This window comes from Bradyrhizobium sp. MOS003 (assembly GCF_003020125.1).
Taxonomy (GTDB): Bacteria; Pseudomonadota; Alphaproteobacteria; order Rhizobiales; family Xanthobacteraceae; genus Bradyrhizobium.
On record NZ_PYFW01000003.1, the window covers coordinates 609,562 to 629,524 of the forward strand.

General features: G+C 64.9%; 19 protein-coding genes. 16 read left to right on the plus strand and 3 right to left on the minus strand.

What is annotated here, in order from left to right:
• Positions 1-4: 4 nt before the first annotated feature.
• Both mmsA and mmsB read left to right on the plus strand, forming a co-directional pair.
• Complete coding sequence (gene mmsA, locus C7G42_RS17685; protein ID WP_106950217.1) at positions 5-1,582, plus strand: multiple monosaccharide ABC transporter ATP-binding protein; 1,578 nt, start codon at positions 5-7, stop codon at positions 1,580-1,582.
• Positions 1,579-2,769: a multiple monosaccharide ABC transporter permease gene (gene mmsB / locus C7G42_RS17690; RefSeq protein WP_106950218.1), complete on the plus strand. Its 1,191-nt coding sequence runs from the start codon at positions 1,579-1,581 to the stop codon at positions 2,767-2,769. Before mmsA ends, mmsB begins: the two co-directional genes overlap by 4 nt.
• A gap of 162 nt (positions 2,770-2,931) precedes the next feature.
• Here the strand turns inward: mmsB and C7G42_RS35325 are convergent, their stop codons facing one another.
• The gene (locus C7G42_RS35325; RefSeq protein WP_199580963.1) at positions 2,932-3,087 is read right to left on the minus strand and encodes a hypothetical protein; all 156 of its coding nucleotides are present in this window, start codon (positions 3,085-3,087) and stop codon (positions 2,932-2,934) included.
• Positions 3,088-3,261: 174 nt separating this feature from the next.
• Here C7G42_RS35325 and C7G42_RS17695 point away from each other — a divergent pair, with 174 nt between their 5' ends.
• From C7G42_RS17695 to C7G42_RS17760, 14 genes are all read left to right on the plus strand, one after another.
• Positions 3,262-3,840 (plus strand): cytochrome c oxidase subunit 3 family protein, encoded by a 579-nt coding sequence (locus C7G42_RS17695; RefSeq protein WP_106950219.1) that lies wholly within the window; start codon positions 3,262-3,264, stop codon positions 3,838-3,840.
• Entirely contained in the window at positions 3,840-4,100 is a 261-nt protein-coding gene (locus tag C7G42_RS17700) for a cytochrome C oxidase subunit IV family protein (protein WP_199580992.1), read from the plus strand. Before C7G42_RS17695 ends, C7G42_RS17700 begins: the two co-directional genes overlap by 1 nt.
• A 95-nt stretch (positions 4,101-4,195) precedes the next feature.
• Entirely contained in the window at positions 4,196-4,648 is a 453-nt protein-coding gene (locus tag C7G42_RS17705; RefSeq protein ID WP_094975005.1) for a c-type cytochrome, read from the plus strand.
• A gap of 37 nt (positions 4,649-4,685) precedes the next feature.
• Positions 4,686-6,032: a cbb3-type cytochrome c oxidase subunit I gene (locus C7G42_RS17710; protein WP_106950221.1), complete on the plus strand. Its 1,347-nt coding sequence runs from the start codon at positions 4,686-4,688 to the stop codon at positions 6,030-6,032.
• 62 nt (positions 6,033-6,094) lie between these two features.
• Positions 6,095-6,904, plus strand: a complete 810-nt coding sequence (locus C7G42_RS17715; RefSeq protein WP_106950222.1) for a CbbQ/NirQ/NorQ/GpvN family protein — start codon at positions 6,095-6,097, stop codon at positions 6,902-6,904.
• Positions 6,905-6,914: 10 nt separating this feature from the next.
• A complete protein-coding gene (locus tag C7G42_RS17720; protein WP_106950223.1) occupies positions 6,915-8,831 on the plus strand; it encodes a nitric oxide reductase activation protein NorD in 1,917 nt (638 codons plus the stop codon).
• 114 nt (positions 8,832-8,945) lie between these two features.
• A complete protein-coding gene (locus C7G42_RS17725) occupies positions 8,946-9,881 on the plus strand; it encodes a carbohydrate kinase family protein (RefSeq protein WP_106950224.1) in 936 nt (311 codons plus the stop codon).
• 124 nt (positions 9,882-10,005) lie between these two features.
• Positions 10,006-11,427 carry an amidase gene (locus C7G42_RS17730; protein WP_106950225.1) on the plus strand — a complete coding sequence of 474 codons (1,422 nt, stop codon included), beginning with the start codon at positions 10,006-10,008 and terminating at the stop codon, positions 11,425-11,427.
• A gap of 84 nt (positions 11,428-11,511) precedes the next feature.
• Complete coding sequence (locus C7G42_RS17735; RefSeq protein WP_106950226.1) at positions 11,512-12,462, plus strand: ABC transporter permease; 951 nt, start codon at positions 11,512-11,514, stop codon at positions 12,460-12,462.
• Positions 12,459-13,352: an ABC transporter permease gene (locus C7G42_RS17740; protein ID WP_106950227.1), complete on the plus strand. Its 894-nt coding sequence runs from the start codon at positions 12,459-12,461 to the stop codon at positions 13,350-13,352. Before C7G42_RS17735 ends, C7G42_RS17740 begins: the two co-directional genes overlap by 4 nt.
• A gap of 2 nt (positions 13,353-13,354) precedes the next feature.
• Entirely contained in the window at positions 13,355-14,368 is a 1,014-nt protein-coding gene (locus tag C7G42_RS17745) for an ABC transporter ATP-binding protein (protein ID WP_199580964.1), read from the plus strand.
• Positions 14,365-15,372 (plus strand): ABC transporter ATP-binding protein, encoded by a 1,008-nt coding sequence (locus C7G42_RS17750; protein WP_106950229.1) that lies wholly within the window; start codon positions 14,365-14,367, stop codon positions 15,370-15,372. The genes C7G42_RS17745 and C7G42_RS17750 overlap by 4 nt, the downstream gene beginning before the upstream one ends.
• Before the next feature lie 56 nt (positions 15,373-15,428).
• Positions 15,429-16,922 (plus strand): ABC transporter substrate-binding protein, encoded by a 1,494-nt coding sequence (locus C7G42_RS17755; RefSeq protein ID WP_106950230.1) that lies wholly within the window; start codon positions 15,429-15,431, stop codon positions 16,920-16,922.
• A 359-nt stretch (positions 16,923-17,281) separates the two neighbouring features.
• The gene (locus C7G42_RS17760) at positions 17,282-18,256 is read left to right on the plus strand and encodes a magnesium transporter CorA family protein (protein ID WP_106950231.1); all 975 of its coding nucleotides are present in this window, start codon (positions 17,282-17,284) and stop codon (positions 18,254-18,256) included.
• 41 nt (positions 18,257-18,297) lie between these two features.
• Here the strand turns inward: C7G42_RS17760 and C7G42_RS17765 are convergent, their stop codons facing one another.
• Both C7G42_RS17765 and C7G42_RS17770 read right to left on the minus strand, forming a co-directional pair.
• Positions 18,298-18,924: an alpha/beta hydrolase gene (locus C7G42_RS17765; RefSeq protein WP_106950232.1), complete on the minus strand. Its 627-nt coding sequence runs from the start codon at positions 18,922-18,924 to the stop codon at positions 18,298-18,300.
• Positions 18,921-19,859: a ring-cleaving dioxygenase gene (locus C7G42_RS17770; RefSeq protein WP_106950233.1), complete on the minus strand. Its 939-nt coding sequence runs from the start codon at positions 19,857-19,859 to the stop codon at positions 18,921-18,923. The genes C7G42_RS17765 and C7G42_RS17770 overlap by 4 nt, the downstream gene beginning before the upstream one ends.
• Positions 19,860-19,963: the final 104 nt, after the last annotated feature.

Below are 19,963 nucleotides of genomic sequence, written 5' to 3' on the forward strand. Positions count from 1 at the left end.
TCCGATGACCTCCATGCTGGAAATGCGCAACGTCAGCAAGAGCTTTGCCGGCGTCCAGGCGCTGCGCGACGTCAATTTCTCGGTTCACGCCGGGCAGATCCACGCGCTCGTCGGAGAGAACGGCGCCGGCAAGTCGACGCTGATGAAGGTGCTCAGCGGAGTCTATCCTTATGGCAGCTACGAAGGCACCATCGTCTTCGACGGCGAGGAGCGGCGCTTCCGCGACATCAACGATTCCGAGGCGCTCGGCATCATCATCATCCATCAGGAGCTGGCGCTGATACCGCTGATGTCGATCGCGGAAAACATTTTCCTGTCGCATCCGCCCTCAAAGTTCGGTGTGATCGACCGCGACGAGGTCTACCGGCGCACGCGTGAGCTGCTGGCGCAGGTCGGTCTGAAGGAATCCCCGGATACGCTGATCACCGATCTCGGCGTCGGCAAGCAGCAACTGGTCGAAATCGCCAAGGCGCTCTCGAAGAGGGTGCGGATGCTGATCCTGGACGAGCCGACCGCGAGCCTCAACGAGGCCGACAGCGCCGCGCTGCTCGAACGCCTGATGGCGTTCCGCGAGCAGGGCATCGGCTCGATCCTGATCTCGCACAAGCTCAACGAGGTCGCCAAGGTCGCCGACCACATCACCGTGCTGCGCGACGGCCGCACCGTCGACAGCATCGATTGCCGCGCCGAGCCGATCCAGGAGGATCGCATCATCCGCAGCATGGTCAATCGCGATATGGCCCACCGTTTCCCGGAGCGCAGCGTGAAGATCGGCGAGCCCGTGCTCGAGGTCGCGAACTGGTCGGTCTATCACCCCATCCATCCCGAGCGGCAGGTGATCAAGAACGTCAATTTCGGCGTCAGGCGCGGCGAGGTCGTCGGCATTGCCGGGCTGATGGGCGCCGGCCGCACCGAATTCGCCATGAGCCTGTTCGGCCGCTCCTGGGGCACCAATATCAGCGGCAGTATCCGGCTCGAGGGCAGAGACATGGTGCTGCCGAGCGTCGCGGCGGCGATCGACGCGGGCCTTGCCTACGTCACTGAGGATCGCAAGCAGCTCGGCCTGATCCTGGCCGACGACGTCCGCAAGAACATCACGCTGGCCAGCCTCGATCAGGTCGCACCGAAACGCGTGATCGACGACATCGCGGAACTGAAGATCGCAAGCGACTATCGCACGCGCATGCGCATCCGCTGCTCCGACGTCTACCAGGAGACCGGCCAGCTCTCCGGCGGCAACCAGCAGAAGGTGGTGCTGTCGAAATGGCTGATGACCGACCCCAAGGTCCTGATCCTGGACGAGCCGACGCGGGGCATCGACGTCGGTGCCAAATACGAGATTTACTGTATCATCAACGAGCTGGCGGAGGCCGGCCGCGGCGTCGTGGTCATCTCCTCGGAGATGCCCGAACTGCTCGGCATCTGCGATCGCATCTGCGTCATGAACGACGGCGCCTTCGTCGGCGAGTTCAACGGCGCCGACGCGACGCAGGAAAAGATCATGCGTGCCATCATGCGCAACGAACGAAACATCGGGAACGCCGCGTCCGCGGCGGCGGAAATGGGAGGAATGCAGCCATGACCGACAAGACGGTATCGCTGCCCGAGGACCGCCGGCACGGCAGCTTCATCAAGAACAATTTGCGCAACTACGGCATGCTGATGTCGCTGGTCGCGATCATGCTGTTCTTCCAGGTCATGACCGGCGGCACGCTGCTGCAGCCACTGAACCTGACGAACCTGGTGCTCCAGAACAGCTACATCGTCATCATGGCGCTCGGCATGCTGCTGGTGATCGTCACCGGCCATATCGACCTGTCGGTCGGCTCGGTCGCCGGCTTCGTCGGCGCAGTGGCCGCCGTGCTGATGGTGACGTACAAGGTCGACTACACGCTCGCTTTCATTGCCTGCCTGGTGCTGGGAGCGGCGATCGGTGCGGCGCAGGGTTATTGGGTGGCTTTTTTCGGCATTCCGTCCTTCATTGTGACGCTCGCGGGCATGTTGGTGTTCAAGGGCCTCGCGCTGGCGGTGCTGCAGGGTCAATCACTCGGGCCATTTCCGGCGACCTTCCAGAAGCTGTCGTCCGGCTTCATTCCGGAACTGCTGCCCGAGGCCGGCACGCTGCATCCGACCTCCATGCTGATCGGTGCAGTGCTGGCGCTCGGCCTGGTCTACGCCGGCGCCAAGGGCCGCTCGCGCGAGCAGTTGCACGGCATCGAGGTCGAGCCGTATGCGTTCTTCCTGGGGAAGAGCGTTCTGCTCGCCTGTGCGGTACTCTATTTCACCTATCTGATCGCCTCGCATCGCGGCCTGCCGAACGTGCTTGTGATCATGACCGCGTTGATCGCACTCTATGGCTTCGTCACCCGGCGTACCGTGATTGGCCGGCAGGTCTATGCTGTCGGCGGCAATGCAAAGGCGGCAAAGCTGTCGGGCATCAAGACCGAGCGGCTGACCTTCCTCACCTTCGTCAACATGGGCGTGCTCGCCGCGCTTGCCGGCCTCGTCTTCGCGGCGCGCCTCAACACGGCGACTCCGAAGGCCGGCCTCGGCTTCGAGCTCGACGTCATCGCCGCCTGCTTCATCGGCGGTGCCTCGGCCTATGGCGGGGTCGGGCGCGTCGGTGGCGCCGTGGTCGGGGCCATGATCATGGGTGTGATGAACAACGGCATGTCCATCCTCGGCATCGGCATCGACTACCAGCAGGTCATCAAGGGTCTGGTGCTGCTCGGGGCGGTGTGCATCGACGTGTACAACCAGCGGCGTTAGCCGCATTGAAGGTCTCGGAGGGTGGGCAAAGGCGCAACGCGCCGTGCCCACCATGCGTCCGCGATCGAGGACCGAGACGTGGGCACGCGTCCGCTTATGGCGGATGCTTTGCCCACCCTACGGCTGCGTTGCGCCCGGGGCGCGAGACGTCATTCCCCAAATTTATTGCGTCGTGAACAGCACCGTCGCGATCGCGACGGAGAGGCTCACGGCTGACACCGTTGCCACGGTCGACAGCACCCCCATTCGCCGAAGCACGATGGCGAAGACGATGATGATCGGTGTCGCGGTCATCAGCCCGATTTGTGCATCGCTCATCGAATCGCTCGCCGTTTTGCGGAACCGCCGGATACATCCACCCTATGACGGCGGGCCGGGCGGAACGTTGCGGCAGCACAAACGCGCTTCTGACTGGTTGCACTATTTGTCCGGCGACAAAGTTGGGCCCGGACAAGTGGGATATCTGTTCGGCGAACTTGATGCGGAAGACAGATGTCGGCGACGGATTGCGAACGACGGGACAGCGGCTGGGGAATCCTGGAAGATCTTCCCGGCGATCCCATGATCTGGGTGCTAATCTTCAGCGAACTCGCCGCGTTCGGATTGTTCCTCGGTGCTTTCGTCGTCGCGCGCGCACTTCACCCGGCGGTCTTCGCCGCCGGTCAGGCCACGCTTGATGCGCATCTGGCCGGAATCAACACCATCGTCCTCGTGACCAGCGGCTGGGCCGCCGCACGCGCGACGGCATCTGCGCGGGCGGGCGAAAGGGGGCGTGCACGCGGCTGGCTGTTCGGCGCCATGGCCCTTGGCGGTGTCTTCATCGCGGTCAAGCTGTTCGAATATGCCGGCGAGATCGCGTCGGGCAACGGCCTGGAGACCAGCCCATTCTTCACGCTGTACTTCCTCCTCACCGGCTTCCATCTCCTGCATGTCGGCCTCGGCATCGTGATCCTGGCCGTAGTTTCGCGGGGTGCCCGGGCGGCCGGCGTCGAGACCGGAACCGCGTTCTGGCACATGGTCGACCTGCTCTGGATCGTCATGTTTCCGATCATTTATCTGGTGCACCCGTGATTCCGGATCGTCTCGACATCGCCTGGATCATGTTGGTCGGCCTCGCGCTCGCGACCATTCTGGTCCCGCCGCTGGTGTCGCGTCCCTTGCTCGCCAATGCCTTGCTGCTGACGTTCGCCGCCGTCAAGGGCCGCCGCATCGTGCTCGATTTCCTCGATCTCCGCTCGGCGCCGGTACTTTGGCGCGGCATCGTCAGCGCCTGGGTTGTCATCGTGGTGTTGTTCGCCTGGCTCGCATCGGCCGTCGTTGCCCTGATCTGACGCGTTCCTTGCGCCTCGACAAAGAGTGATCCGCGCCATTCGGCAATAAATCACAGCATCGCTATTTCGCGGGAATCACACGGAAAGGATTGGCAATGGCTGAACGCCTGACCAAGTCGGCCGCTCGGAACGTCTTCTACGGCGGCTCGGCCTTCTTCTTCGCCATTTTCATAGGGCTGACGGCGCACAGCCATTACTACATGGCCACGACGTCCACGGACGCCACGACGCTGACGTCCGCGGTCGCCCGCGGCAAGCACGTCTGGGAGAAGAACTCCTGCATCAACTGCCACACGCTGCTGGGCGAGGGCGCCTATTTCGCGCCTGAGGTCGGCAACGTCTGGGATCGCTGGGGCGGCAAGGAGGATCCGGCCGCTGCACGCGAGACGCTGAAGGCCTGGATGCAATCGCAGCCCTCGGGCGCAGAGGGCCGGCGGCAGATGCCGCAGTTCAACCTGACCGATCAGGAACTCAACGATCTCGCCGATTTCCTGCAATGGACCAGCACGATCAAGCGTCAGAGCTGGCCGCCGAACAAGGCCGGCTGAGCCCGCCGAATTCCTCTTTCAAGACAGAGAACCCGAGATGAAATATCAAACCCAGAAAGTCGCGATGCTGTATTTCTACGGCGCGCTGACCTTATTCCTGGCCCAGGTCCTGTTCGGCCTCCTCGCCGGAACCATCTACGTCCTGCCCAACACACTGTCGACCCTCCTGCCGTTCAACATCGTCAGGATGATCCACACCAACGCACTGATCGTGTGGTCGCTGATCGGCTTCATGGGGGCGACCTATTACCTGCTGCCGGAAGAGACCGAGACCGAGCTGTACAGCCCGCTATTGGCGAAGATCCAGTTCTGGATGTTCTTCGGCACAGCCGGCGTCGCCGTGGTCGGCTATCTCTTCCACTATCACGAGGGCCGCGAGTTCCTCGAACAGCCCTTCATTATCAAGGTCGGCATCGTCGTCGTCTGCCTGATGTTCCTGTTCAACGTCACGATGACGGCGCTGAAGGGCCGCAAGACCACGGTCACCAACATCCTGTTGTTCGGCCTGTGGGGCGTTGCGATCTTCTTCCTGTTCGCCTTCTACAACCCGGCGAACCTTGCCGTCGACAAGATGTATTGGTGGTACGTCGTCCATCTCTGGGTCGAGGGCGTCTGGGAGCTAATCATGGCCTCCGTGCTCGCCTATCTCATGATCAAGCTCAACGGCATCGATCGTGAGGTCGTGGAGAAGTGGCTCTACGTCATCATCGGCCTTGCCCTGTTCTCGGGCATTCTCGGCACCGGCCACCATTTCTACTGGATCGGCGCGCCCGGCTACTGGCAGTGGATCGGCTCGCTGTTCTCCACGCTCGAGGTTGCGCCGTTCTTCACCATGGTGCTCTTCACGGTGCAGATGACCTGGAAGGCCGGCCGCAAGCATCCGAACCGCGCCGCGTTGCTGTGGTCGGTCGGCTGCTCGGTGATGGCGTTCCTCGGTGCCGGCGTCTGGGGCTTCCTGCACACGCTGTCCTCGGTGAACTACTACACCCACGGCACGCAGGTCACCGCGGCGCACGGCCATCTCGCCTTCTTCGGCGCCTACGTGATGCTGAATCTGTCGGTGATGGCCTATGCGATCCCGCAACTCAAGGGACGCGCGCCCTACAACCAGTGGCTCTCCATGACGAGCTTCTGGATCATGTGCACGGCGATGATGACCATGACCTTCGCGCTGACCTTTGCCGGCGTGGTCCAAGTCCATCTCCAGCGCGTGCTCGGTCAGGGGTACATGGACGTGCAGGACCAGCTCGCGATGTTCTACTGGGTCCGACTCGGCTCCGGTGTGTTCGTCGCGATTTCTGCGCTGATGTTCGTCTGGGCCGTGCTGGTGCCGGGCCGCGAGAAGCAGGCGACCATTCCCGCCGCGCTGCAGCCGGCCGAGTAAACGAGAAAGGGCGGCCGCGTTTGCCGCGGCCGCCTGCTTCCTGGAAAATCCGGAGAGACCTCATGAAAGCTGCCTTTCACACGGTGACCTCGGCGCCCACGTTGCCGGCCTATGTTCCGTCCGGAAACGAATGCGAGCTTTTCGAACATGCCTGGCGACGTCGTCTGCCGGTTCTGCTCAAGGGGCCGACCGGCTGCGGCAAGACGCGCTTCGTTGCGCATATGGCGGCGCGGCTGGGCCTGCCGCTCCACACCGTTGCCTGTCATGACGATCTTACTGCCGCCGATCTCACCGGCCGCTATCTGCTCAGGGGCGGCGACACCGTGTGGACCGATGGTCCGCTGACGCGCGCCGTGCGCGAGGGCGGCATCTGCTATCTCGACGAGGTCGTGGAGGCCCGCAAGGACGTCACCGTCGTGCTGCATCCTCTCACCGACGACCGCCGCATCCTGCCGCTGGAGCGGACCGGCGAGGAACTGGTGGCGCCGAACAGCTTCATGCTCGTCGTCTCCTACAATCCCGGCTACCAGACGCTGCTGAAGGCGCTGAAGCCATCGACGCGCCAGCGCTTCATCGCCATCGAATTCGGCTTCCTGCCGCCCGAGCAGGAGATCGCCGTCGTGTCCGCCGAAAGCGGGCTGTCACCGGAGCGTGTGCGGCCGCTGGTGGGGCTGGCTGGCCGGCTCCGTGCGCTCAGGGGCCACGATCTGGAGGAGGGCGTCTCGACCCGGCTCGTGGTCTATTGCGCGACCTTGATCGCCGCGGGCACGCCGATCGCCGACGCCGTGCTGGCGGGCATGATCGAGCCGCTTACCGACGATTCCGACGTGAAGGCGGCGCTGCTGGACGTCGCGCGCGCCGTCATCGGGTGAGGCCACGGCCATGCTCGACTTTCTCGAACTGGAAGAGACGGTCGGTCGCGCCTGGCACCGGATGGTCGGCGGCACCGCGAGCTATCCGGTTCACGATGATCACGCCATTGCACTGACCGAGGTGAAGGGCCGGCTCGCGGTGATGTTCCGCGCACTCGGCGGTGAGAGTGGGGTGCAGATTGCAAGCGCAGGCGCGCGAAAATCGGGGCACCGTCTCGGCTGGCGCCAGCGCATCGGCCTCGGCGACGAACGATTGGAGCAGCCCGGCCGTGACGCTGCGGCCATCTTCCTCCCCGATCGCATCTCGATCTTTCCCGACCGCGCGTTGAATGCGGCGCTCTATCGCTGGCTTGCGGCCTGGTTCGCAGCCGCGCCGATCGAGACGATCACGGAAGCCGATCCGCTGCGGCGGGATCTTCTGGTCCTGCGCCGGGCGAGCGAGACGGCGGTGTTCGTGCTCACGCAATTTCCCGGCCTCGTCGCCGATTACGCCCAGCTCGCCGCGGCAACGGCCGTGGCCCGGCCTCGCCGCCCCCTGCCGCGCATCGAGCAGGAGGTCGAGCAGATCGTGCTGGCCCTGCTTGGCGCTGGAAAGTCGCCCGCGGGCACATTGTGGCCGGCGATGATGGGGACGGGTCCGCTGCCGGACAAAGCGCCGCCGGGCTATCATTCGATCCTGCCGTGCCCGCTATGGGGGGATTGCTGGACGCGCGAGCTCTCGCCCGCGCATGCCGGCGAAGACGAATGTGCCCCGGGTGCCGAGCCAGAGGCCCAGGACGATCGCAAGCGCTTTGCGGTGCGCGAGCGCGAGGACGATGCGAATCGCCGCGATCCTTTCGTGCTCAACCGCTTCGAGAAGATCCTCGCCATGGCCGAGATGGTCAACGTCGACCGTCCCTCGGACGACAGTGAGGACGAGGACGCGCAGAAGGCGGCCGACGATCTCGAGGAGATCACGCTCAGCCGGCGCACCGGCAAGCCGGCGAGCCGGTTCAAGTTCGATCTCGACCTGCCGCCCGAGGCCCTCGATGAATCGCGGCTGAATGCGGACCTCACCTACCCCGAATGGGATTACCGCAGCCGATCTTATCTGCCCGATCATTGCCGCGTGCTGGCGGGTGCGGCCTCCGAGCAAGGTGAGAGCTGGAGGCCCGACGACGCCATGCGCCGGCACATCCGCCAAGTGCGCCGCCGGTTCGAGGTGCTGCGGCCGCGCCACGAATTGATGCGCGCCCAGGTCGACGGACATGATCTCGATCTCGACGCGCTGGTGCGTGCGCAGTGCGATCTCCGCGCCGGCAGCAGCAGCGGTCTCGATCGCATCCATGTCGCGATGCGCCCGCAAGGGCACGATCTTGCGGTTACGCTGCTCGTCGACGTCTCGCTGTCCACGGACGCCTGGGTCGACGGCTACCGCGTGCTCGACGTCGAGAAAGAGGCGCTGCTGGCGCTCGCCCACGGGATTTCTGCTTGCGGCGACCACCACAGCATCCTCACCTTCACCTCGCGCCGGCGGTCCTGGGTGCGGCTCGAGACGGTCAAGGCCTTCGGCGAGCCGATGAGCCCGACAGTCGAGCGTCGCATCGGCGCGCTGAAGCCGGGCTATTACACGCGGATCGGCGCGGCGGTGCGCCACGCCGCGGCCGAGCTCGCCCGCCAGCCGCAGCGCAAGAAGCTGCTGCTCGTTCTCACCGACGGCAAGCCGAACGACGTCGATCATTACGAGGGCCGCTTCGCGCTCGAAGACACCCGCAAATCGGTTCAAGAGGCTCGCCGGCTCGGCATCGCCGCCTTCGGCGTCACGGTGGACGCAACCGCGCAATCCTATTTCCCGACCCTGTTCGGGCGCGGCGGCTATGCCATCGTCGGTAACATCAGGCGGTTGCCCGCGGCGCTGCCGGCGATCTATCGGCAGGTCGCGCACTGAGCCGGCGCGGATGGGGCCCATGGTGCCCCTGGATGGTGGCCACCCTTGCTGATAGGCTTGCCTCAGACTGATGAAGCAACTCTGCGCTGGAATGATTGCCGAAGGCCGAAGCGAATGCTGATATCCTGCGGCGATGCGCTGGTTGATTTCGTGCCGACGCGAAATGCGCAAGGACGCGAGGCGGTGATGCCGGCGGTTGGCGGCTCCTGTCTCAACGTCGCCATCGGCCTGGCTCGGCTGGGTGCGCCCACCGGCTTCGTCGGCGGCATCTCGACCGATATGTTCGGGCGGATGATCGCAGATCATGCGGCGGCCTCCGACGTCGACCTCAACCTCGCCACCCGCAGTGATCACCAGACCACGCTCGCTTTCGTCCGCATCGTCGAGGGCGAGTCGCATTACGCCTTTTACGACTCCGAAACCGCGACGCGGAACTGGACCTACCGGCGTGGGACTGTTCCGTTCGCGCATGTGGAAGCCGTTCATGTCGGATCGACCACGCTCGTCAACGATCGCGGCGCGGCGGAGACGATGGCGCTGATCGAGGACGCGCGGGCGTCATCGACGATCTCCTTCGATCCGAACTGCCGGCCCAATCTAATCAAGGACAAGCCGGCCTATCTCGCGCGCATGGCCGAGTTCGCTGGCCGTGCGGATCTCATCAAGATGTCCAACGTCGACTTTGCCTATCTCTTCGGCGAGGAGCCTTACGAGCAGCGGGCGAACGCGATGCTCAGGCGGGGGACGAGCCTCGTTGTCATCACCCGCGGCCGCGATGGCGCCGTCGCATGGCATGCGGGGACAGGGCGCATCGAGGTCGCCGCGCCAAAGGTCGAGGTCGCCGATACGATCGGCGCGGGTGACAGCTTTCAGGCGGCGCTGCTCTTTGCCCTGTACAAGCAGGGACGCCTTGCCCGAGAGAAACTGGGGGGCATCGGCGCGGACGAGCTCCGCCGGTCGCTGTCCTTTGCCGCCAATTGCGCCGTGCTGACCTGCACCCGTCCCGGTGCCGATCCGCCTTGGAGCCACGACGTCGGGGGGGATTGGTAGGCCGTACGGTCGGCTTACGTCGTTCCTGAGATGTCCCGGCGGACTGCCTCCATGCGTCCACCGAAATGGACAGGGCAGGTCCGCGCTGGCAAGGTCCCGCGCATCCTCACGCGAGCCGGTCCTCATGAGCAACGACCTCTGCTTCCTATCTGCCACTGAGCTGCGCGAACGCATTGTCAGCAGGAGGGTCTCGCCGGTCGAGATCATCAGTACCGTGCTCGCCCGCGCCGAGGCGCTCCAGCCCGAGCTGAACTGCTTCATAACGATCTGCGGTGACGAGGCGATGGCGGCCGCGCGCGAAGCCGAACGCAAGGTGATGGCCGGCGAGGAGCTCGGCCTGCTCCACGGCATCCCCGTCACCGTCAAGGACATCGTCAACACCAAGGGCGTCAAGACCACCTTCGGCGCGGTTCCCTACAAGGACAATGTGCCGACCGAGGATGCCGTCGCGGTGGCGCGGTTGAGCAGCCAAGGCGCGATCCTGATCGGCAAGACCACGACGCCGGAATTCGGCAGCAAGTGCCTGACGGATTCGCCTTTGTTCGGCCGCACCCGCAACGCCTGGGACGCCGGACGTTCGTCCGGCGGCTCCAGCGGCGGCGCGGCGGTCGCGGTGGCCAGCGGCATCGCGCCGCTCGCGATCGCGACCGACGGCGGCGGCTCGACGCGAATTCCCGCTGCCTGCAATGGCGTGGTGGGTCTGAAGCAGAGCAACGGTGTGATCCCGCACAGCCAGGCGCTGGATGTGTTCGGCAACCAGACCTATGTCACGCCGATGACCCGCACCGTCGCCGACACCGCGCTGATGATGCAGGTGATGTCAGGTGAGGATGCCTGCGACCCCTGGTCGATCGGCGTCCCCGTGCCGGATTTCATCGGCACGGCTGCCCCGCGCGGCGATCTGCGCGGGCGACGGATCCTCTATTGCCTGACACCGCCGGGCCGTCCGGCGTCAGCCGAGGTCGCAGCCAGCTTCAAGGCGAGCCTCGACCGGCTGGCGGGGCTCGGCGCCGAGCTCGAGGAATTCTCCGGCGACGGTTTTGACATCGAGCCGATCTGGCGCGCCATCAACCACACGGTCTGGCGTACGCGCTTTGCGAAACTCGCGGCCGAGCACAGCGACGAACTGAGCGAGGCCTTCCTCAGGCAACTCTCGCTCGCGACCGAGGTCAGCGGCGTCGACTATCAGCAGGCGATGTTCGCGCGCACCGCGCTGTTCCGCCGCGTGCAATCGCTGCTTGCGCAGGGACACTTGCTGGCGATGCCGACGCTCACCCGCACCGCGCTGCCGATCGAGCAGGATCTGTTCGGAACTATCGAGATCGACGGAGCGCATTTCGACAGCGTCCGGCCTCACTGGTTCCCTTGGACCATGCCGTTCAACATGACCGGCCATCCCGCAATCAGCCTGCCTTCTGGCTTCGGCCGCGACGGCCTGCCGATCGGGCTTCAGCTCGTCGGGCACTTCCGTGCCGATGCCGAATTGCTGCGCGTCAGCGCACTGTTCGAGGCTTCAAGCGATCTCCTGTCCCGCTGGCCGGAATGACGCCCCGCCCACGCAGCAACGGGCTTGCTTCCGGCTTCCGGACGTGTTGATCGTGCCCAAAGTGAGCTTCGAGCCTGAGCGCGCATGAGCGTCTTTGTCCTCCGACGAGTGGTGACCTTGCTGGCGACGCTGGTCGGCGCTTCGCTGATCATCTTCCTCGTGCTCGATGCGCTGCCCGGCAACGCCGCGCAGATGCTGATGGGCGCCGATGCCTCGGCGGATGCGGTGCGCGCGCTCACGGTCAAGCTCGGGCTGGATCAGCCGTTGGCGGTTCGCTATCTGCAATGGATCAAAGGGCTCGTCGTCGGCGATCTCGGCAACTCCTATGTCTACGGCACGCCGGTCGCCAGCCTGATCGCGGAGCGGCTGGTGCTGACCGTTCCGCTCGCGATCATGGCGATGACGATCACCGTGACGCTGGCGCTCACGGCCGGCATCTATACCGCCGCCAACCACAACAGGCTCGGCGATGTCGGCGTGATGTCGCTGACGCAGATCGGCATCGCGCTGCCGAATTTCTGGTTCGCGATCCTGCTGGTGCTGTTGTTCGCGGTGCGGCTGCAATGGCTCTCGGCGGGGGGATTTTCCGGCTGGGAGGATGGCATCTGGCTCGGCGTCAAGTCGCTGCTGCTGCCGGCGATCTCGCTCGCGGTGGTGCAGGCGGCGATCCTTGCGCGCGTCACACGCTCGGCGGTGCTCGAGGTGCTGCGCGAGGATTTTGTTCGAACGGCGCGCGCGAAGGGGCTCGGCAAAAGGGAGGTGCTGTGGAGCCACGTGCTCCGTAACGCCATGATTCCGGTCATGACGGTGATGGGGCTGCAATTCGCCAATTTGCTCGCCGGCACCATCGTGATCGAGAACGTGTTCTACCTGCCGGGTCTCGGCCGCCTGATCTTCCAGTCAATCGCCAACCGCGACCTGATCGTGGTGCGCAATTGCGTGATGCTGCTGGCGACCATGGTCGTCATCGTCAATTTTATCGTCGACGTGCTCTATGCCTTCATCGATCCCCGCATCAAGGTGCACGACCTGTGAGTGCGCCCCTGACCACTCCGATTGACGCGCCGATGGCGACGCGCCGATTGCCGGCCAGGACCTTCTGGGCCCGCGCGCTGCGCCATCGCAGCTTCGTGCTCGGCGGTTCGCTGAGCCTGCTGGTGCTAGCCTCTGCGCTGCTTTCGCTGGTTTGGACGCCGTGGTCGCCCTACGAGATCGACATCGCCTCCAAGCTGCGGCCGCCTTCGGCCGCGCACTGGCTCGGCACCGATTCGTTCGGCCGCGACATCGTCTCGCTACTGCTGGCCGGCGCTCGATCCACGATCCTGGTCGGTGTCATTGCCGTCGGCATCGGTCTCAGCTTCGGCGTCACGCTGGGCCTGCTCGCCTCGGCCCGGCGCGGCTGGACCGAAGAGATCATCATGCGCTTCTCCGACTTCACTTTCGCCTTTCCCGCCGTGCTCTCCGCGATCATGCTGGCCGCGGTGTTCGGGCCCGGCATGGTCACCTCGATCGTCGCGATCGGCATCTTCCAGATCCCGACGCTGACCCGGCTGACGCGCGGCTCGGCCAACGCGATCTGGGCGCGCGAATTCGTGCTGGCCGCGCGTGCCGCGGGGAAGGGCGCATTCCGCATCACCATCGAGCACGTGCTGCCGAACATCCTGTCAATCCTGATCGTGCAGGTTACCATCCAGTTCGCGCTTGCCATTCTCGCCGAGGCCGCGCTGTCCTATCTCGGCCTCGGCACGCAGCCGCCGCAACCGTCCTGGGGACGGATGCTCAACGATGCGCAGACGCTGCTGTTCCAGTCGCCGATGCTCGCGGTCTATCCGGGCGCTGCGATCGCGATCGCGGTGCTCGGCCTCAATCTGCTCGGTGACGGATTGCGCGACCTGCTCGATCCCCGGCTGGCGCGGGAGCGATGAGTATGGGCGAGCGAGAGGCCGTGCCGCTGCTCGAGGTCGATAGCCTCGGCGTCGGTCTCAACACCAGCCGCGGGCCTGCGCAGGCCGTGCGCGGTGTCAGCTTTACCCTGAAGCGCGGCGAAACGCTGGGGCTGGTCGGCGAGTCCGGCTGCGGCAAGTCGGTCACCGCGCTGTCCCTGATGGGGCTGCTGCCCGATAGCGCAGTGATCTCCGGCAGCATCAAGCTCGATGGCCACGAGCTCGCCGGGCTTGCGGACGCGGACTATTGCAGGCTGCGCGGCAACCGCATCAGCATGATCTTCCAGGAACCGATGACCGCGCTCAATCCGATGCATACGATCGGTCATCAGGTCGCCGAGCCGCTGCGGCGTCACCGGAACCATTCGGCCGCGCAAGCGCGCAAAGAGGCGATCGCCTTGCTCGACCGCGTCGGGCTGCCCGATGCTGTCAGGCGCATCGATGCCTATCCCCACCAGTTCTCCGGCGGCCAGCGCCAGCGTATCACCATCGCGATGGCGCTCGCCTGCGAGCCGGATCTGCTGATCGCCGACGAGCCGACCACGGCGCTCGACGTAACCATCCAAGGCCAGATCCTCGATCTCATCGCCGATCTCGTCGAGGAGCGCGGCATGTCGATGATCCTGATCTCGCACGATCTCGGCGTCATCGCCGAGAACGTGCAGCGCATGATGGTGATGTATGGCGGCACCGTCGTCGAGAGTGGGCCGACCGACGAGGTATTCCGCCGCATGGGTCATCCCTATACGCAGGGTCTGTTCCGTGCCCGGCCGAAGCTCGGCGCGCGCAAGGGCACGCGGCTGAAGACGATCTCGGGCACCGTGCCGGAGCTTGCCGATCTGCCCTCCGGCTGCGCCTTTTCAGACCGCTGTCCGCTGGTGATCGACCGGTGCCGCGCCGCACTTCCGCCGATGATCGACGTTGGACCCGGGCATTTCGTCCGATGCATCAGGACCGATATCTCGATGTCGGAACGCGAGGGAGTGCTGACCGCATGACCGCTGCGCCGCTTCTCGACGTGAAGGATCTCGAGCAACGCTACGCCCTGCCGCGCGAAAGCCTGTTTCGCCCGCCGGGGCAGGTGCGTGCGCTCAATGGCGTGAACGTGCAGGTTGCCGCGGGCAAGAGCCTCGGAATCGTCGGCGAATCCGGGTCGGGCAAGTCGACCTTCGCGCGGCTGGTGATGGCGCTGGAGCGGCCGACGTCGGGGCAGGTCACGCTGCTCGGCCGAGATCTCAATCGCATCTCCGCCGATGAGCTACGCCGTGCCCGCCGTGACTTCCAGATGGTGTTCCAGGACCCCTACGGCTCGCTCGATCCGCGGCAGACCATCGCGCGCATTGTCGCGGAACCCTTGACGGTGCTGGAGGGGGCCGATCGCGCCACGTTCGGTGAACGTGTCGCCGCGGCGCTGCGCCAAGTCGGCTTGCGCGATGCCGACATGGACAAATACCCGCACGAATTCTCCGGCGGCCAGCGCCAGCGCATCGCCATTGCGCGTGCGCTGATCACCCAGCCGAAGCTGATCGTCGCCGACGAGCCGGTCTCGGCGCTCGACGTCTCCGTGCAGGCGCAGGTGCTGAACCTGATGCAGGATCTGCAGGAGCAGTTCGGCCTCAGCTATGTCCTGATCAGCCACGACCTCGCCGTCGTCGACTATCTCTGCGACGAGGTCGCGGTGATGTATCTCGGCAGGGTCGTCGAGCAGGGCCGCCCCGAAGACCTGTTCGAGCATTGCGCCCATCCCTATACGCGGGCGCTGCTGGAGGCGGTGCCGCGGGCGCGCGCCGGCGGCGGCGGCCGGCGGAGGCGCGGGGGGCAGGCGATCGCCTCGCAATCGGTGGCCGCGGCCGGCTGCCCCTATGTCGCGCGCTGTCCGCTCGCCGACCAGCATTGCCGCGAAGCCCTGCCTGCGTTACGCAAGGTGGGCGAGGGGCACCTTGCCGCCTGCCACAGGACCGAGGCCGTGATGGCGTTGCCGCAGGCAGTCGTGGAAGGTTAGTGTCCAGAGCCGGATTGGCGTTGAGCTTAAGAATAGAACAGGCCGGGGAGTTACGCATGTTGAGGAAACTATCGATCGTCGCGTTTGTCGCCGCGCTGGTGGCAGCGCCTTTGCCCGTGCTGGCGCAGAGCAAGAAGGACAGCGTCGTCATGGGAATGACGCTGGAGCCGCCGGGGCTCGACCCCACCAATGCCGCCGCCGCTGCCATCGCCGAGGTTACGCTCTACAACATCTACGAGACGCTGACCAAGATCAACGAGGACGGTTCTACCTCGCCGCTGCTGGCGGAGAGCTGGACCGCATCGCCCGACCTGAAGACCTACACTTTCAAGCTGCGCAAGGGCGTCAAATTCCAGAATGGCGAGCCGTTTGATTCAGCGGCAGTGAAGTTCTCGTTCGAACGCAACGCGGCCGCGACCAGCACCAACAAGGACAAGAGCCTGTTCCAGGCTTTCGAGAAGGTCGAGACGCCCGATGCCGACACCGTTGTCATCGCGCTAAAATATTCCGAGCCGAACCTGCCGTTCCTGCTCGGACAGGCGAGCGGCTCGATCGTCGAGCCGAAGAGCGCGGCGACCAACGTCACCCAGCCGGTCGGGACCGGACCCTATCAGCTTGGCGCCTGGGCCAAGGGCTCGTCGATCACGCTGACCAAATGGGCCGATTATCGCAATGCCTCCGCGATCAAGCTCTCGAAGGTGACGATCCGCTTCATCTCTGATCCGGCCGCCCAGGCCGCGGCGCTGCTCTCGAACGACGTCGACGCATTCCCGCGCATCGCGACCCGCGTCGTTGCCCAGTTCAAGTCCGATCCGCGCTTCACGGTGCTGATCGGCGGCTCCCGGGCCAAGACCATCGTCGGTATCAACCATCGCAAGAAGCCGCTTGACGACGTCCGCGTTCGCCGCGCCATCCTCGCCGCGATCGACCGCAAGGCGTTGATCGACGGCGCCGTCGAGGGCTTCGGTACGCCGATCGGCAGCTTCTATACGCCGGGATCGCTCGGCTATGTCGACACCACCGGCGTCAATCCCTACGACCCCGAGAAGGCCAAGAAGTTGCTCACGGAGGCCGGCGTCACCGCGCCGCTCGAGCTGTCGTTGAAACTGCCACCGCCGCCCTACGCGCGGCAGGGTGGAGAGATCGTCGCGGCCCAGCTCGCCAAGGTCGGCATCGTCGCCAAGATCGAGAACGTCGAATGGGCGCAGTGGCTCTCGCAGGTGTTCGCGCCCAACGGTCCGCATAATTTCGACCTGACCATCGTCAGTCATGTCGAGCCGTTCGACCTCGTCAAGCTCACCGAGCCGGACTACTACATCGGTTACAACAACGAGGCCTTCAACGCGCTCTATAAGCAGATCGTGTCGACGCCGGACGAAGCCGCCCGCACCAAGCTGCTCGGCGACGCCCAGCGCATGCTGGCCACCGACGCTGTCTCCGCCTACCTGTTCCAGCCGCAATGGCCGACCGTCATCAACAAGAAGCTGAAGGGCGTCTGGAAGGAAGTCCCGCAGTTCGAGAACGATTTCTCGGCGTGGTCCTGGGAATAGGGGCGCTCGAACAGATCGAAGGTTCGCCTCGACAATGGCCTCTTCCATCGGGAAGAGGCCATTGGTTTGACTACGCCAAGCAAAATACGCGAAAACAACCCCATGCACAGTAGACGGGGCCAGCTATTTCAATGGGTTGCGGGGTCGCTCGGCATCATGCGCCACAGCTGAGGCCTTGATGCGTCGGGCAAAACACCGGCACGATGGCAGCATTATAACAACGTCGCCACGTTTCCTTCGAGCGCAGCTCTGCGTCGATTTCCAGACATTGAACGATCGAAATCCTCATGCGTTAGCTTGACGCAGGATGGCAGCTTGCCGCGCGATCCGCCGCCGGGGGGCACACGGAGTTCGGTTTCTTGCTTAAACTGTATCGATGGCCGTCAAATGACTGGCGAAGCATCAGCACGGAAATGCCCTCGGAGATCATCTGGGCCGACCTGCTGAACGCGACCGACGAGGAAAAACAGTTTGTCGAACGGCTGCTGGGAATACGGATTCCGTCCCAGGATTCCCTTAGCGAGATCGAAGCATCGAGCCGACTGATCTTCGACCACGGCACGCTTTATCTCAGCGCCCCTGCAGTCCAGCCCGACGAGGGCGGCGAGGCCGAGATCACGCCGGTGGGCTTCGTCATCGGTCCCCACGTGCTGGTGACGGTGCGTTTCGCCCAACTGCCAATCTTCGAGGCCATCGGCGAGCGAATCGGCTCCGACGACAGTCTCGAGAACGGCATGTGCGTGTTCACCAGCTTGCTCGAAGCAATGGTCGATCGCGGCGCCGATGTCCTGGAGCATCTTGGTGCGAAAGTCGACGGGCTTTCGCGGGGCGTTTTCAAGGGCGGCCTCGTTCGCACCAAACGGCTGGCCCATTCCAGTCGCAGGATGCGGGAAGCGCTCGAAAACATCGGTGAGTTGGCCGACAGATTGGCCAAGGCGCGGGACGTTCTGCTTGGGGTCGGCCGCATCGCGTCGTTTGCTGGCGACGTCGGCAGCGAGTGGATCACCGCAGCCTCGAAGAAGCGCCTCGAGGCGGTGTCGAAGGACGTCGCCTCGCTCAACGATTACGAGACGAGATTGTCGGACAAGATTCAGCTTTTGCTGGATGCGGTGCTTGGCTTCATCAACATCCAGCAGAACGAGCTGTTCAAGATCCTGACGATCGTGTCCGTCGTCGGCGTCCCCCCAACCATCCTGGTCGGCATCTGGGGCATGAATTTCAAGCACATGCCGGAGCTCGACTGGACCTTCGGCTATCCGCTGGCATGCCTCGCGATCATCGCAAGCGGCGTTCTGCCGCTGATCTGGTTCAAGCGGCGCGGCTGGTTCGAGTGAAAAGAGCGGCGCATCGTTCGTAACGATGCGCCGCTCGTGGTTCATGCTGCCTTGGCGTCGACCTTGCCGATCCAGTCGCGGGCGAGCGTCACGTCGGCTTGCGACAGTTGATGGCCCGCCGGCAGGACCCTGTGGGTCACGCTCGCCCCCGCTTGCGCGAGCAGAGCGGCAAGCTTGGCCGAATTGCCGGGCGGTACGATCGGGTCTGTCTGCCCGGACAGTAGCAGGATCGGCTTGCCTGCAAGATCGGCCGTGGGCGGATCCGACAGCGGCACCATCGCGCGCAGCAGGATTGCGCCGGCCAGCACCTCCGGCTGCAGCAGCAACAGCGCGGCTGCGATGTTGGCGCCGTTGGAGAAGCCGACCGCGACAGGCGCTGCGATTCCATATTGCGTCCGTGCCCCGCTGACGAAATCGTCGAGCTCGAGCGCGCGCCGCCGCACATCGTCCTCGTCGAAGATGCCTTCGGCGAGACGGCGGAAGAAGCGCGGCATGCCGTGCTCGAGCACGCGGCCGCGCGGCGAGAGCAGCGCCGAGCCAGGCGAGATCATCTTGCCGAGCCCGAGCAGATCGTTCTCGTCGCCGCCGGTGCCATGCAGCAGCAGGAGCGGAGGGGAGCCTGCGCTGATCGCGGGTTCGAAGCGATGGATGAAGGTACTCTCGGTCATGACACGCTCTCTTCCAGGCTCGGCAATACGGCTTCGATCTGCCTGCGCTGCGCTTCGAGGAAACCCGGCAGCTTGAGGTCTCGTCCCAGCGTCGCGACGGGTTCATCGACGGCGAAGCCGGGGATGTCGGTCGCGATCTCGAACAGCACGCCGCCGGGCTCGCGGAAGTAGATCGAGCGGAAGTAGTTGCGGTCCCGCTGCTCGGTCGGATGCAGGCCGTGATTGCTCACGAGCTTTTGCGCCATCTTGCCCTGTTCGGCATCGTCCGCCGCGCGGAAGGCGATGTGATGCACCGAGCCGCCGCCCTGATGCCCGCGCAAGAAGCCCTTGGCCTCGTAGATGTCGACGACGCTGCCCTCGGCATCGCCTGATACCTTGAAGCGGATCACCGAGCCTTCGCGGCCGGTCTCCTTGAAGCCGAACACATCGGTGAGGACAGCGGCCGTCTTCGCCGCACTGTCGAGCAGCAGCGTCACGCCGTGGAAGCCGCGGATCGCATGCTCGGCCGGAACGTCGCCATTGCTCCAGCCGGGTTCGCTTTCGGCACCGGGAATTCCAACCAGCGCGAGGGCCATGCCGTCGGGGTCGGTGAACGGCAGCACGGACTCGCCAAAGCGCTTCTCGAGTGCCTCATAGGCAATGCCCTTTTCGGTGAAGCGCTGGGTCCAGTAGCCGAGCGAGCGCTGCGGCACGCGGAACGCGGTCTGATGGGTCTCGCCGACGCCGCGGCGCCCCGCCGGAACGCCGGCCCAGGGGAAGAAGGTCAGGATGGTGCCGGGCCGGCCGGTCTCGTCGCCGTAATAGAAGTGATAGGTGCCGGGATCGTCGAAATTGACCGTCTTCTTGACGAAGCGCAGGCCGAGATCCCGGGTGTAGAAGCCGAAATTGCGGATGGGGTCGCCGGCGATCGCGGTCACATGGTGCAGTCCAGACATTGTCGTCCTCCAAAGTTCGGGGAGCGTCTTGCTCTGGTCGGAAATATTGTTCCGCTTTGGATTGGAGACAATCCATGCAAATATGACGACTATGTCTACGATTT

What these genes read in the sequence shown, in the direction of transcription:
- C7G42_RS17765 (WP_106950232.1), bottom strand. Translation starts at nt 18,924, where the DNA reads ATGACCGAGAGTACCTTCATCCATCGCTTCGAACCCGCGATCAGCGCA.
- C7G42_RS17750 (WP_106950229.1), top strand. Translation starts at nt 14,365, where the DNA reads ATGACCGCTGCGCCGCTTCTCGACGTGAAGGATCTCGAGCAACGCTAC.
- C7G42_RS17735 (WP_106950226.1), top strand. Translation starts at nt 11,512, where the DNA reads ATGAGCGTCTTTGTCCTCCGACGAGTGGTGACCTTGCTGGCGACGCTG.
- mmsB (WP_106950218.1), top strand. Translation starts at nt 1,579, where the DNA reads ATGACCGACAAGACGGTATCGCTGCCCGAGGACCGCCGGCACGGCAGC.
- C7G42_RS17705 (WP_094975005.1), top strand. Translation starts at nt 4,196, where the DNA reads ATGGCTGAACGCCTGACCAAGTCGGCCGCTCGGAACGTCTTCTACGGC.
- C7G42_RS17715 (WP_106950222.1), top strand. Translation starts at nt 6,095, where the DNA reads ATGAAAGCTGCCTTTCACACGGTGACCTCGGCGCCCACGTTGCCGGCC.
- C7G42_RS17745 (WP_199580964.1), top strand. Translation starts at nt 13,355, where the DNA reads ATGGGCGAGCGAGAGGCCGTGCCGCTGCTCGAGGTCGATAGCCTCGGC.
- C7G42_RS17770 (WP_106950233.1), bottom strand. Translation starts at nt 19,859, where the DNA reads ATGTCTGGACTGCACCATGTGACCGCGATCGCCGGCGACCCCATCCGC.
- C7G42_RS17720 (WP_106950223.1), top strand. Translation starts at nt 6,915, where the DNA reads ATGCTCGACTTTCTCGAACTGGAAGAGACGGTCGGTCGCGCCTGGCAC.
- C7G42_RS35325 (WP_199580963.1), bottom strand. Translation starts at nt 3,087, where the DNA reads ATGAGCGATGCACAAATCGGGCTGATGACCGCGACACCGATCATCATC.
- C7G42_RS17710 (WP_106950221.1), top strand. Translation starts at nt 4,686, where the DNA reads ATGAAATATCAAACCCAGAAAGTCGCGATGCTGTATTTCTACGGCGCG.
- C7G42_RS17695 (WP_106950219.1), top strand. Translation starts at nt 3,262, where the DNA reads ATGTCGGCGACGGATTGCGAACGACGGGACAGCGGCTGGGGAATCCTG.
- C7G42_RS17725 (WP_106950224.1), top strand. Translation starts at nt 8,946, where the DNA reads ATGCTGATATCCTGCGGCGATGCGCTGGTTGATTTCGTGCCGACGCGA.
- mmsA (WP_106950217.1), top strand. Translation starts at nt 5, where the DNA reads ATGACCTCCATGCTGGAAATGCGCAACGTCAGCAAGAGCTTTGCCGGC.
- C7G42_RS17730 (WP_106950225.1), top strand. Translation starts at nt 10,006, where the DNA reads ATGAGCAACGACCTCTGCTTCCTATCTGCCACTGAGCTGCGCGAACGC.
- C7G42_RS17755 (WP_106950230.1), top strand. Translation starts at nt 15,429, where the DNA reads ATGTTGAGGAAACTATCGATCGTCGCGTTTGTCGCCGCGCTGGTGGCA.